Raw genomic sequence first — 13805 nt, forward strand, 5'->3', positions numbered from 1 at the left:
GCTCAGGCGAACTCGGCGAGCATCCCGGGCTCGTAGGAACCGCCCTTCTGGTGCACGATCACGGCGAGCCGGTTGGCGGCGTTGATCAGGGCGACCAGCGCGACGAGGGCAGCGGCCTGCTCGTCGTCGTAGTGCTCGCGCACCCGGGCCCAGGTCGCGTCGGAGACGCCGTCGTGGTGGTCGGCGAGCCGGGTGCCCTCCTCGGCCAGCGCGAGCGCGGCCCGCTCGGCCTCGGTGAACACGGTCGATTCCCGCCAGGCGGCGACGAGGTGCAGCCGGACGGCCGTCTCCCCGGCGGCCGCGGCTTCCTTGGTGTGCATGTCGATGCACCAACCGCACCCGTTGATCTGGCTGGCCCGCAGGCTCACCAGCTCCCGGGTGGACTTCGGCAGCGGCGACCGCTCGACCACCAGCCCGAGGTTCGCGAACCGCTTGCCGAGCCGGGCGCCGATCTCGGTGGTGAACAGGTCGATCCGGGGTTCCATGGCTTGGTCCTCACTCGTGTCGTGGCGGGTGAACGACCTCAAGACACCGGGTGCGGGAACCCTGTGACAGCTCGTCGTCGTGACGGCCGTCACCGCGCCGATGGCTTTAGCAGCGTCAGCAGGAAGGCCTGGCGAACCAGACGGACGTCGACTGACGTCATATTTTTCGAGCATCGGTACGAAAATTTCCGCAATCGGTTCGACTATTGCCAGTTCCTGTCCGGCCGCCTACAGTCCGGTCACGTAACTCGAGCGGCGTGGCGAGAGGAACTGGGATGGCGATCTCGCGCAGGGTCTTCCTCGGTTCGGCCGCGGCGTGGGGCGCGCTGTCCGCCCTCGGTGCGCCGGGGGCCGCCTCGGCGAGCCCGGCCGGGGACGTCGTCGGCAAGATCACCGTCGGGTACCAGGGCTGGTTCGCCTGCGCAGGCGACGGCGCGCCGATCGGCGGCTGGTGGCACTGGAGCCAGGACTGGGGCCGGACGCCGTCGCCGGGCAACAACGTCATCAAGGCCTGGCCGGACCTGCGCGAGTACACCCGCACCTACCCCACCGCTTACGGCAACCTCGGAAACGGCCAGGCCGCAACGCTCTTCTCGTCCTACGACCAGCAGACCGTCGACACGCACTTCCGGTGGATGCGCGAGAACGGCTGCGACACCGCCGCTCTGCAGCGCTTCAACCCCAACAGCAGCGAAGGCCCGACGCGCGACGCCATGGCCGCCAAGGTCCGCGCCGCCGCCGAGGCGCAGGGGCGGAAGTTCTACATCATGTACGACGCCACCGGCTGGGCGGCCATGCAGGCGGAACTGAAGGCCGACTGGACGGCGAAGATGTCCGCGCACACCGCGTCGCCGGCGTACGCGCGCCAGAACGGCAAACCGGTCGTCTGCATCTGGGGTTTCGGGTACAACGACGGCAACCACCCGTGGGACGCCGGTACCTGCCTCGACGTCGTGAACTGGTTCAAGGCCCAAGGCTGCTACGTCATCGGCGGCGTGCCACGGGAATGGCGCACGAGCGACGGCGGGTCGCGGCCCGGCTTCGGCGGCGTCTACCGCTCGTTCGACATGATTTCGCCGTGGATGGTCGGCGCCATCGGCGACGCGGCGGGCTCGGACTGGGCGTACCAGAACCTGACCGTGCCCGACCAGGCCGACTGCGCCGCCCACGGCATCGACTACCAGCCGTGCGTCCTGCCCGGCGACGTCTCCGGGCGGCAGCGCGCCCACGGCGACTTCATGTGGCGCCAGTTCTACAACGTGGTGCGCGCCGGCGTGGCGGGCATCTACATCTCGATGTTCGACGAGTACGGCGAGGGCAACCAGATCGCGAAGACGGCGGAAAACGCTTCGATGACCCCCGTCGGCTCCAGCCTGCTCGCGCTCGACGAAGACGGGACGGCCTGTTCGTCGGACTACTACCTGCGGCTGACGGCCGACGGTGGCCGCATGCTCAAGGGCGAGATCCCGCTGACGCCGGTCCGCCCGACCCGGCCCACGCTCAGCACCGGCGGCGCGACCGACCTGGCGCGCGGTCGCGCCACGAGCGAAAGCAGCCACACGCAGAACTACGGCGGGGGCAACGCCGTCGACGGAAACCCGGACACCTACTGGGAAAGCGCGAACAACGCGTTCCCCCAGTGGCTGCAGGCCGACCTCGGCGCGGCGGTCGCGGTGACGCGGCTCGTGCTGGCGGTCCCGCCGTCGAGCGCGTGGGGCACCCGGACGCAGACGCTGACCGTGTCCGGTTCCGCCGACGGCACCACGTTCGAAACGCTGGTCCCGGCGACGGGGTATGTGTTCGATCCGGCGCGGGGCAACAGCGTCACGATCGCCGTCCCCGGTGGGGCCCGGCGGTTCCTGCGCGTGACCTGCACCGGCAACACCGGGTGGCCGGCCGGCCAGGTGGCCCGGTTCGAGGTCTACGGCTAGCCGGCGGTCACCGCGCCGAGGACGAAGTCGACCAGCTCGCCGGCGTAGTCGGTCAACCCCGCCGCCACCTGGGGCCGCAGGTGCGCCGGGGTCGCCAGAGCGTGGTTGAGGCAGCCGCCGACGACCGCGTCCAGCAGCAGCGTCACGCTCGTTCCGCCGTGCAGCTCCCCCCGGGCGATGCCGCGGCGGACGATCGCCCTCGCCGCCAGGACCTGGGCCTGCCTCAGCTGCGCCACCCGCTCCGCCACGCCGGGGATGCGGTCGGCGTCCATCAGCAACCTCGTCGTCGCGCGGCCCGACTCGCCGAAGAACGCCGTCAGCATCTGCTCGGCCAGGCGGACCAGGTCTTCGCGCACCGAGCCCGTGTCGATGTCGGCCACCGGGGTGATCCGCGCTTCGAGGCAGCTGGCCAGCAGCTCCTTCTTGTTCGGCCAGCGCAGGTAGATCGACGCCTTGCCGACGCCCGCGCGCCGGGCGACGGAGTCGACCGTGAACCGGCCCCAGCCGTCCTCGCCGAAGACCTCCGCGGCCGCGCTCAGCACGCGCCGGTCGACCTCGGGGTCGCGGGGCCGCCCGGCCGGGACCTCGCCCGTCATGCGCCTCACCTCGCCCGGTGATCGGGGTCATTGCCGAACGGAATCCGCCCACTATAGAGTCGGGCCATTACTGGACGCACCTTGTTCAGTATCTCGCGGAAGGTGCACACATGCCGGGAATCGAGGTGCTCGGCACCGAGCAGCAGGCAGCGTGGCGGGCGCGGCAGCGGCCGCCGGTCGAGAAGCTGCCGGGCGGGCTGTGGTCGGTGCCGGTCCCGATCCCGGACAACCCACTGCGCTACACGCTCTCCTACCTCGTCCCCGCCGACGAGGGCCTGGTCGTCGTCGACCCCGGCTGGGACACCGACGCGGGCTGGACGGCCCTGCTCGACGGCCTCGCCACCGCCGGCGCGTCGACCGCCGACGTCGCCGGGATCGTCACCACCCACGTCCACCCCGACCACCACGGCCTCTCGGCCCGGCTGCGCGCCGAGTCCGGCGCGTGGATCGGCATGCACCCGGCCGAACGCGACACGCTCCCCCAGCGCCGCCGCGACAAGCACGGCGACACCCGCACCGAGATCACGACGTGGCTGCGCGGTTGCGGCGCCCCGGAACCGGAGATCACCGGCCTCCTCGACGCGCTCGAAGCCGCGCCGCGACCGGCCGCCGAACTGCCCGACCCCGACGTCCTGCTCGAGGACGGCGACCTCGTCCCGGTGCGCGGCCGCCGGCTGCGGGCCGTGTGGACGCCCGGGCACACCCCCGGGCACCTGTGCCTGCAGGAGCCGGACGCGCAGCTGCTGCTCACCGGCGACCACGTGCTGCCGCGGATCACCCCGGCGATCGGCTCGTGGCCGGGCGCCGCCGAGCCGCCCCTCGGGCAGTTCCTCCGCTCGCTGGAGCGCACCGCGACCTTCGACGACCACGACGCCCTGCCCGCGCACGAGTACCGCTTCCGCGGGCTCGCCGCGCGCAGCGCGCTGCTGCGCGAGCACCACGAGCAGCGGTGCGCGGAGATCGTCGCCGTCGTCACCGAGCTCGGGCAGCCGACGCCGTGGGAGATCGCCACGCAGCTGACGTGGTCGCGGCCGTGGCCCGAGATCGGCTTCATGCGGCTGTCCGCGGTGGCCGAAACCGTCGCCCACATCGAACACCTCGCCGGGCAGGGCCGTCTCGCGTGGCCGGGGTACGGCCCGGTCCCGGCGCACGTGACGAGGAGCGCCCGGTGACCGGCCTCGACCCGCGCACCCCGGTCCTGGTCGGCGTCGGCCAGTTCGCCGAACGCCTCGACGACCCCGGCTACCGGCGGCTGTCCGCGGTGGACCTCGCGGCCGAAGCCGTCCGGGCCGCGCTGGCGGACACCGGCGCCGACCCGGCGGCCGTCGCCGCGGCGGCCGACACCGTCGGCGGCATCCGCCAGTTCGAGAACTCCACGCCGGTCGCGTCCGCTCCGCTGGGCCGGTCGGACAACTACCCGCGCTCGGTGGCCGCACGCGTCGGCGCGACGCCGGCCCGCGCGATCCTCGACGTCGCCGGCGGCCAAGGCCCCCAGCACCTGGTCACCGAGTTCGCCGCCGCCATCGCCGCCGGCGAGATCGAGGTCGCGCTCGCCTTCGGCTCGGAAGCCATCTCCACCGTCCAGCACCTCGCGCGGGCGGCGGACAAGCCCGACTTCACCGAGCACGTCGAAGGCAGTCTCGAAGACCGCGGCTACGGCCTGAAGGGACTCGCTTCCCGGCACCAGGTCATGCACCAGCTGGCCGATGCCCCGAGCCACTACGCGCTGTTCGAGAACGCCCGGCGAGCGCGACTCAAGCTGTCGCGCGAGGACTACGCCGCCGCGATGGGCGAGCTGTTCGCGCCGTTCACCCGGGTCGCCGCCGCGAACCCCTACGCCGCCGCGCCCGTCGAGCGGACCGCCGAGGAGCTGGCGACGCCGTCCGAGGCGAACCGGCCGATCGCCGATCCCTACACCCGCTACCTCGTCGCGCGGGACAAGGTGAACCAGGGCGCCGCGGTCGTCGTCACGTCGGTCGCGGCCGCGGACCGGCTCGGGATACCGCGGGAGAAGCGGGTTTTCCTGCACGGGCACGCGGACCTGCGCGAACGCGACCTCATGCAGCGCGCGGACTTCAGCAGGGGTCCCGCGTCGGTGCTGGCCGCCCGGCACGCCCTCGACGTCGCCGGCATCGACGTCGCCGATCTGTCCACAATGGACCTCTACAGCTGCTTCCCGGTGCCCGTCTTCACCGTCTGCGAAGGGCTCGGCCTCGACCCCGGCGACCCGCGGGGCCTCACCCTCACCGGCGGCCTGCCGTTCTTCGGCGGCGCGGGCAACAACTACGCCATGCACGCCATCGCCGAGACCGTCCAGCGCCTGCGGGCCGCGCCCGGCACGTTCGGGTTCGTCGGCGCCAACGGCGGCCTGATGAGCAAGTACTCCGCGGGCGTCTACTCGACCACGCCGGTGGCGTGGCGGCCGGACGACAGCGCCGCACTGCAGGCGGAGATCGACTCGTGGCCGGCGCCGGCGGAGGCCCGGCAAGCCGACGGCTGGGCCACGATCGAGACGTACACCGTGAAGCACGGCCGCGGCGGCGAACGCACCGGCATCGTCATCGGGCGGCTCGAAGCCGACGACCGGCGCTTCCTCGCCCAGACCCACGACGGCGACGAGGACGCGCTCGCGCTGCTGTCCACCGGGGAGCCGATCGGCAGCCGGGTGTTCGTGCGCTCCTTCGGGTTCGGCAACCGGGTCACCACCACCGCGGCCCGGATGGCCGCGCTGTTCCCACCGCGGCCGAAGGTGCTGCGGGACGGCTACGAGCACGTCCTGGTCCGCCGCGACGGGCACCTCCTGGAAGTCACGATCAACCGCCCGGAGTCGCGCAACAGCCTGCACCCGGCGGCCAACGAGGAGCTCGACGAGGTCTTCGACGCCTACTTCGCCGACCCCGACCTCTGGGTCGCGATCCTCACCGGCGCGGGCGGGAAGTCGTTCTCGGCCGGCAACGACCTCGTGTACTCGGCTTCCGGAAAACCCCTGTGGGTGCCCAAGAACGGCTTCGCCGGGCTCACCAGCCGCCGGGACATGGCCAAGCCGGTGATCGCGGCGGTCAACGGGTACGCCCTCGGCGGCGGCTGCGAGATCGCGCTGGCCTGCCACCTCGTCGTCGCGGACGCGACCGCGCGGTTCGCCCTGCCGGAGGTCAAGGTCGGCCTGGTCGCCGGCGCCGGCGGCCTGGTCCGCCTCCCGCGCACGGTCCCGCCGGCGATCGCCACCGAAATGATCCTCACCGGACGCCGTCTCGACGCGGAAGAAGCGCTGACGTACGGGCTGGTCAACCGCGTCACCGAAGCGGGCCAGGCCCTGGCCGGCGCCCGTGAGCTGGCCGCGCGGATCTTGGACGGCTCCCCCACGTCGGTCCGGGCCTCGCTGCGGATCATGGCCGAGACGCGGGGTATCCCCGATCCCGTCGACGCGGTAGACCACCCCTCGACGGCGTTCGACGACCTCCTGGTCAGCGAGGACACGATCGAAGGGATCACGGCTTTCGCCCAGAAGCGGCGGCCCGTCTGGCGCAACCGCTGACCCGGACGCCCCGCTCGGCTTCCGCCGGTCAGCGGGCCAAGGCGCCCATGAGCAACGCGGCGACGGCCGCCCGGTGCTCGGGGGTGTCCTGCCAGCGCAGGTGGCGCCCCGCTTCCACGACCACGCCGAAACCGGCGTGCACCAGCACCCGGGCCTGGCGCGCGTCGAGGTCCGGACGGGCCTCGCGCAGGTGTTCCTCCCACACCGCGATGTGCTCGCGCTGCGCGGCGACCAGCGGACGGCGCAGGCCCGCGGGCAAGCCGACGACTTCGGCGTTGGCCACGCTGTTGAGGGCGCTGTACTCGAAGCTGTAGGCGACGTAGGTCGCGGCCAGGGCGGTCAGCGCGTCGACGCCGGTCAGCCCGCGCAGGTTGGGTTCGACCGCCTGGGCGAGCAGGTCGGCGGCCTGCAGGCACGCCGCGGCCAGGATGTCTGCCTTGCCCGGGAAGTAGCGGTACAGCCCGGAGGGCACCAGCCCCACGGCCTCGGCGAGCATGCCGTTGGTGACGGCGGCGAACCCGTCCCGTTCGAACAGCGGGATCGCGGCCGCGAGGATCTCCGACCGCCGGGTGCGTGGCACGGGCCGGGCGGGCAGCTCGACGGGACCGACGTCCGCGACCGCCACCGTCGGATCGGTCGCGACCACGCGCAGCGCGGCCGCCTGCAGCAGGTCTTCGACCCGGCGGCGGCCGATCGTGTTGTGGTGCATGGTGATCGAGCCGATCGCGCCCAGGGCCGCCACCGCTCGCAGGTGCTCGCCGGGCAGCGGGTACTCGCGCCGCACCACGTCCGCCACCCGCCCGACGACGTGGGCGAACTTGCCCTTCAGCACCCGGCGGTCGTCGCGGTTGAGGTACCGGGCCTCCCAGCGGTACACGCCCCCCGCGGCCCGGTGGGCGACGGTGATCCGGGCGACGGCGGCGAGGACGTCCGCGGCCGTCGCGTCCGGGGGCACCTCGTCGAGCGCCGCGACGAGCCGGTCCACCATGACGTTCGCGCACTCGGCGAACAGCGCGTACTTGTTCGGGAAGTGCCGGTACAGCGCGGCCGCGGTGATCCCGACGCCGGCCGCGATCTCCTCCATGGACGCCGCGTGGTAGCCGCGCTCGCTGAAGACCGTGGCCCCCGCTTCGACGATGAGCTGCTTGCGGTTGCGCGGCCGGACGGCCGCCGCCGGCTCGGCGGTCACCGGGTGGGGTGCTGGGCGGACGGGACCATGCGTGCCAGTCAACCACGGCGGGGACCGGACGACCCCCGGACGCCTCTTGCCGACCGGCGACCGGGCTCGCTATGTTAATGAAGAATCTCTCACCTAAACGTGCTCGAAGCGGTATTTGCCTACCAAGGAAGCTAGGTAAGTCAATGAGCGATCTCAGCAGGAGGAACGTCCTTTCGCTCGGCGTCGCGCTGGGCTTGGCGAGCGCGACGAGCGTCGTCCCGGCCTGGGCTTCGACGGGCGCCGCCACAGCGGGCACCGACCCGTGGTGGACGTGGGACGACGAGGTCGACCGCCTGATGGCGGGCATCCTCGACACCGGCGGGGTGCCCGCGGTCAACACCGCGCTGCGGCCGTGGGTCAACAACGGCGACCCGCTGCCCACCGGCCTGCCCGCCGACCTCGCCGGCTACCTCCAGGGGGCCAACCGGCTGCCCTCCTGGGCCGACCCCGCCAAGCTGCGCCGGGCCGCCGACTTCAACCGGCGCAAGGACACCTACCTGTTCATGCTCTACGGCCTCGGCAGCGGCATCATGAGCACCGTCATCCCGCGGGAGGCCAAGTCGGTCTACTGGTCCGCGGGCGGCGCGAACATGCAGGACCGCGCGGCCAAGACGTTCACCTTCGGCTACGACCTGAGCGACCTCGACGCCTTCGAGCCCTCGGGCCAGTTCGTGGTCACGGCCAACAAGACGCGGCTCGTGCACGCCGCCGTGCGCCACCTGCTGCCGCAGTCGCCGCACTGGCGCGCGGTCTCCGACGAGCAGGTCCCGATCAGCAACGGCGACATCCTGGTGACGTTCCACAGCCTCGGCACCTACGTGCACCGGAAGCTGCTCGAATGGCGCGTCCCGATGTCGGCCGCCGACGAAGAGGCCTTCCTGCACCAGTGGCAGGTCGCCATCCACCTGCTCGGCGTGCGGGACGAGTTCATCCCCAAGACGTGGGCGGAGGCGGACGCGCAGTCGACGCGGGTGCTGACCCCGCTGCTCGCCCCGACGACCGAAGGCAAGGAGCTGGCCGCGGACCTGCTCGGGCTGACCGCGCAGGTCGACCTCGGCGTCACGCGCGGGTTCCTCGACGAGTTCGTGCGGTACGTGCTCAGCGACGCGGTCGGTGACTGGCTCGGCCTGCCCCGCGACTACGCGGCGGCCGCGCTGGTCCGCACCGGCTGGCCGGCCTACATCGCGTTCCGCGAGGGGCTGCTGCCCATCGCGCCGGCCGGGTTCTACCTGTTCGACCAGTTCATCCGCGCGATCGCGATGCTGTTCCTCAACAAGGCCTCCTCGCCGACGAGCACGCCGATCACGATCCCGACGGGGAACCGGCCCGGCGCCTGAAAGCGTGGCGCTCCCCGGTCTCGGGGAGCGTCACGCCCGGCGCGGGATCCACCGCCACAACGCCCCGGCTGCGAGGAAACCGACCAGGCCGCTGGCCACGATCCCCGCGCCGAGCCCCGCCAACGCGGTCACCGCGGACAGGATCAGCGGGCCCACGCCGGTGCCGATGTCCGCGAGCTCGTTCCAGATCCCGAGGTGCGTCGGGCGGCCCACCGCCGGCGAGACGTCGGCGCCGAGCGTCATGACGATGCCCGAGCCGATGCCGTTGCCGAACCCCAGCACCATGGCCGCGGCCGTCAGCAGGACCGCGCCGCCGGTCAGCGGCATGACGAGGAAGGCCGTGCCGAGCACGAGGGTCGACGGCACCGCGACCCAGCGCCGGCCGTAGCGATCCATGACCTTGCCCGCCGGGTAGAACGTCAGCGCGTCGACGGCGCCGGCGACGCCGTAGATGATCGAACTGGTCGCCGGCGACAGCCCGATGTGCGCCGCCCACAACGGAACGACCGTCTGGCGGGTCTGCCGGATCGCCGACAGCAGCAGGACGCCGGTGCCGAGGGTCGCGTACACCCGCCACTGCCGCCGGAGCATCTTCCGCGTCGTGACGGCGGACGCGGCGGCCCGGTCGTCGGCGGTGACCTCGAGGTCGGGCACGCGCAGCACCAGGGCGGCCGCGGCGGCGATCGCGGCCAGGCTCACGTAGTACGCGCCGGGCAGGCCGGCGAACCGCATCGCCGCGGCCCCGGCGAACGGCCCGAGGAAGAGGCCGATCCGCATGCTCCCGCCCAGCGTCGACAACGCCCGCGCGCGCAGGTGCGGCGGGACGATCTCGGTCAGGTACGACTGGCGGGCCAGGCCGTAGACCGCGCTCGCCGCCCCGATCAGCACGACGCCGCCGCCGTAGAGCAGCAGCGACCCCGGCCCGCGGCCCAGGTCGGCCAGGCAGGTCACGATCCCCGCGACCATGACGGCCGCGGCGACCAGCATCGACCGGCGTTCCCCGATCCGCGTCGCGAGGACGCCGGCCGGGATGTTGGCGGCGAGCGACCCGACGCCGAGCATCGCGGCGATCAGCGCGGCCGTCGAGGTGCTCGCGCCCCGTTCGATCGCGCTGAGCGCGATGACGGGCAGCACGGCTCCTTCCGACAGCCCGAAGAGGGCGGCCGGCCCGTACGCCGCCGCGGCGACCGAGCGCAGGCGGAAGTCGTCGACCATGTCGGCCCATCATGCGTGACCGGGGCACGCTCCCGGGCGCGGAAGTGATCATTCCCTCGCGTCGCAGCCGGTCCGGCCTTGTCCCGCGAAGGTGTTCCCTTTTGGGTTCTCCTGAGCGATAGTGGTCGAGTCTGTGTTTTACAACGTTGTAAACCTGTGCAGGAGGCGTGATGCGGCGGTCCTGGAGACGTACTCGAGCCTGGGTGGCCACGGCCGTACTCGCCGCCCAGCTCGGCTTCAGCGGCGTGGCGGGCGCGAGCGTCCCCGCGCCCAGTGGCGGGACGCACTTCCTCGACCACGCCGCCGCCCTCGCCGGCTACGCCGATCCTGCCTGGTACGAAGCCAACATCCCGTTCGTCGACCTGCCGGACGCGACGATGCAGAGCGTCTACTACTACCGGTGGCGGGTCTGGAAGGAGCACCTGCGCTACACCGACCCCGCCGACGGCTGGATCTCGACGGAGTTCCTCGACTGCTGCGGCTACGCGGCGCCCTACCAGGCGATCAACGCCGCCGCCGGGCACCAGCTGACCGAAGGGCGGTGGCTGCGCGACCCCGGCTACACCCAGGACTACCTCCGGTTCTGGCTCACCGGGCCCGGCGCCGGTCCCAAGCCGGCCACCGACGACGTCAACGCCGACACCACCGACTGGGCGCACGAGTACAGCGTCTGGCTGGCGACCTCCGCCTACGGGCAGGCGCAGGTGAGCGGAGACTTCGCGCCGCTGCGCACCTTGCTGCCCGACCTCGTGCGCCAGTACCGGGGCTGGGACAAGCAGTTCAACGCCGAGCTGGGCCTGTACTGGTCGGTGCCGGTCTGGGACGCCATGGAGTTCTCCGCGTCCTCCTACGAGTCGCCCGAGCCGTACCACGGCGGCGCCGGGTACCGCCCGACGCTGAACTCCTACCAGTACGGCGACGCCGTCGCGATCAGCCGCATCGCGGACTCCGTCGGCGACCACCGGCTCGCCGCCGAGTACGCCCAGCGCGCCGCCGGGCTGAAGGCTTCACTGCAGAAGTGGCTGTGGGACCCGGCTCGCGGCTTCTACTACGCGATGCCCCGCGACGGCAACCCGGCCCACCGGCTGTCCGGCAGCCGCGAGCAGATCGGCTTCCTCCCGTGGATGTTCGGCGCGGCCCAGCCGGCCGACAGCGCGGCGTGGTCCCAGCTGCTCGACCCCGCCGGGTTCGCGAGCGCCTACGGCCCGACCACGGCGGAGCGCCGCAGCCCGTTCTTCATGAAGGACGCCGGCGGCTGCTGCCGCTGGGACGGCCCGAGCTGGCCCTTCGCCACCTCGCAGACCTTGACCGGCATGGCGAACCTCTTGGACGAGTACCCGGCTCAGGCCGCGGTGTCCAAAGAGGACTACGCAGCGGCATTGGCCACGTACGCCCGCACCCAGACCAAGAACGGGAAGCCGTACGTCGCCGAGGCCCACGACCCGGACCGCGACGCGTGGATCTACGACGGCCGCAACCACAGCGAGGACTACAACCACTCGACCTACACCGACCTGGTGCTGTCCGGTCTGCTGGGGCTGCGTCCGCAAGCCGGTACCACGCTGGACGTCCGGCCGCTCACACCGTCCACATGGGACCACTTCGCCGCCGAGAACGTGCCGTACCACGGGCACGACGTAACCGTGCTGTGGGACCGCGACGGGAAGCACTACGGGCAGGGCGCCGGGATGCGGCTCTACGTCGACGGCCGGCTCGTCCAGCGCTCGGCGACGCTGCGGAACACCACCATCGACGTCGGCGCGACGCTGCTCCCCCGGTCCGACGACCTGGTGAACGACGCCGCCAACCCGTTGCGCACCGGCTATCCCCGGCCGATCACGTCCTACACCTGGACCTACGACAACGCGTGGAACGCCCTCGACGGCAAGGTCTGGTACAACGAGGTGCCGCAGAACACCCGGTGGACCAACTATTCGTCGCCGAACGCGAACGACTTCTACGGCGTCGATTTCGGTGCCCCCACGCCGGTTTCCGACATCCGCTGGCACGGCTACGACGACGGCGGCGGAGTCAAGCCGGCCGTGGCGTACAGCCTGCAGTACTGGACCGGCTCGGCGTGGCAGGAGGTTCCCGGCCAGGTCCGCGCGCCGGTGACGCCGGTGGGCAACGGCGTCAACCGCGTCACGTTCCCCACCTTGACGACGAGCAAGGTCCGGCTCGTGTTCACCAACCCGCCGGGTGCGTTCGTCGGGGTGACCGAGTTCGAGTCCTGGACGCCGTCGAGCCCGGCCGCCCGGATCGCCGTCGGGCCGGCCGACGGGGTCCTCACGGTCAAGGGGAGCACGCCGGTGACCGTCACGGTGCGGAACACGACGCGGAGCCCGCTGCTCTCCCCGCGGGTGGCTGTCGCCGTGCCGGCCGGCTGGTCGGCCACGGCCGCCGGGCAGTCCAACGCCGCGATCCCGCCCGGCGGGTCCCGGACGTGGACCTACACGCTGACGGCCGCGGCGGACGCCGAGCCGGGCAGCGCGGCGACGCTGACGGCGACCGCGTCCTACCGAGGTCCCGACGGCCCTGCATCCACGCATCAGCGCCGAAACGTCCAAGTCGCCCACGCGGCGGGCCAGCACGACCCGGTCGGCACGTGGCCGCTCGACGAGGGCGGCGGCACGATCGCGCACGACACCGCCGGATCGCACGACGCCACCTCGACCGGTACGTGGGTCCCCGGCGTGACCGGCACGGCGCTGCAGTTCGACGGCGCGGGCCAGTCCGCGCAGACGAGCGGGCCGGTGCTGGACACCACGGGCAACTATTCGGTCAGCGCGTGGGTCCGGCTGGACCGCACGGGTTCGTGGGCGACGGCGGTGAGCCAGGACGGCAACCCGAGCAGCGGGTTCTACCTGCAGTATTCGGCGGCCGACAACCGGTTGGCGTTCTCGACGAGTTCGGGGCGGGCGTTGTCGGACGCGGCGCCGCAGACCGGGCGCTGGTACCACCTGGTGGGCGTGCACGACGCCGACGCGGGAACGTACGTGCTGTACGTGGATGGCGTGGCGCAGGCCAAGACCTGGAGTCAGCCTGCCGGGGACGCGGCGCCCGGGCCGCTCGCCATCGGGCGCGCGGTGTCCGGTGGCGGGCACAGTGATTTCTGGCCGGGCAGTGTTGATGATGTCGTGGTGTGGAACCGCGTGCTGACCGCGGGAGAGATCGCGGGACTGTAGGCCGTTTTCGCCACCCGGACCGCTCTCCGAGGGGCACCTTCAAGTCCGTGGAGGTGCCCCTCGAGGCTTTCCCGGGACGCGGGTGATCCGCTCGGCATCGTGTCCATTGTGGACTGCTCGGGCGGCGTCGCGCGCGGCTCGGCCGGCTCGCGAACGAACCGCGGGGTCGGTGCGCGGCCTCGGCCGCGGGCCCCGCCCGGCCGGGACGCAGCAAAAGAGACTTCCGGGCAAACTTCGGTCACCCCTCGTCATCACCCGATGGTGTGGTGTTAACTGTCCGGGCAGACAGAGAGCGTTCCCCG

At 72.5% G+C, this 13805-nt stretch carries 9 protein-coding genes; 5 read left to right on the plus strand and 4 right to left on the minus strand.

The window, feature by feature from the left end:
* Positions 1-2: 2 nt before the first annotated feature.
* Positions 3-485 (minus strand): carboxymuconolactone decarboxylase family protein, encoded by a 483-nt coding sequence (locus ACZ7OH_RS24715; RefSeq protein ID WP_470282914.1) that lies wholly within the window; start codon positions 483-485, stop codon positions 3-5.
* Between the two features lie 275 nt (positions 486-760).
* Here ACZ7OH_RS24715 and ACZ7OH_RS24720 point away from each other — a divergent pair, with 275 nt between their 5' ends.
* Entirely contained in the window at positions 761-2416 is a 1656-nt protein-coding gene (locus tag ACZ7OH_RS24720) for a glycoside hydrolase family 99 protein (RefSeq protein ID WP_470282915.1), read from the plus strand.
* On the opposite strand, the gene ACZ7OH_RS24725 is transcribed toward ACZ7OH_RS24720, so the two are convergent.
* Complete coding sequence (locus ACZ7OH_RS24725; protein ID WP_470282916.1) at positions 2413-3012, minus strand: TetR/AcrR family transcriptional regulator; 600 nt, start codon at positions 3010-3012, stop codon at positions 2413-2415. The genes ACZ7OH_RS24720 and ACZ7OH_RS24725 overlap by 4 nt on opposite strands.
* Before the next feature lie 110 nt (positions 3013-3122).
* On the opposite strand from ACZ7OH_RS24725, the gene ACZ7OH_RS24730 reads away from it, so the two are divergent.
* Both ACZ7OH_RS24730 and ACZ7OH_RS24735 read left to right on the plus strand, forming a co-directional pair.
* Positions 3123-4184, plus strand: a complete 1062-nt coding sequence (locus tag ACZ7OH_RS24730) for an MBL fold metallo-hydrolase (RefSeq protein ID WP_470282917.1) — start codon at positions 3123-3125, stop codon at positions 4182-4184.
* Positions 4181-6547: an acetyl-CoA acetyltransferase gene (locus tag ACZ7OH_RS24735; protein ID WP_470282918.1), complete on the plus strand. Its 2367-nt coding sequence runs from the start codon at positions 4181-4183 to the stop codon at positions 6545-6547. Before ACZ7OH_RS24730 ends, ACZ7OH_RS24735 begins: the two co-directional genes overlap by 4 nt.
* 28 nt (positions 6548-6575) lie before the next feature.
* On the opposite strand, the gene ACZ7OH_RS24740 is transcribed toward ACZ7OH_RS24735, so the two are convergent.
* The gene (locus ACZ7OH_RS24740; protein WP_470282919.1) at positions 6576-7736 is read right to left on the minus strand and encodes a TetR/AcrR family transcriptional regulator; all 1161 of its coding nucleotides are present in this window, start codon (positions 7734-7736) and stop codon (positions 6576-6578) included.
* Between the two features lie 173 nt (positions 7737-7909).
* Between ACZ7OH_RS24740 and ACZ7OH_RS24745 the strand changes: the two genes are divergently transcribed.
* Positions 7910-9103: an oxygenase MpaB family protein gene (locus ACZ7OH_RS24745; RefSeq protein WP_470282920.1), complete on the plus strand. Its 1194-nt coding sequence runs from the start codon at positions 7910-7912 to the stop codon at positions 9101-9103.
* 30 nt (positions 9104-9133) lie between these two features.
* Here ACZ7OH_RS24745 and ACZ7OH_RS24750 read toward each other — a convergent pair whose 3' ends face one another.
* Complete coding sequence (locus ACZ7OH_RS24750; protein ID WP_470282921.1) at positions 9134-10318, minus strand: MFS transporter; 1185 nt, start codon at positions 10316-10318, stop codon at positions 9134-9136.
* 203 nt (positions 10319-10521) lie between these two features.
* On the opposite strand from ACZ7OH_RS24750, the gene ACZ7OH_RS24755 reads away from it, so the two are divergent.
* On the plus strand, positions 10522-13503 hold the full coding sequence (locus ACZ7OH_RS24755; protein ID WP_470282922.1) for an MGH1-like glycoside hydrolase domain-containing protein: 2982 nt from the start codon (positions 10522-10524) through the stop codon (positions 13501-13503).
* Positions 13504-13805 lie beyond the last annotated feature (302 nt).

It is taken from the genome of Amycolatopsis sp. NPDC114478, assembly GCF_055633805.1.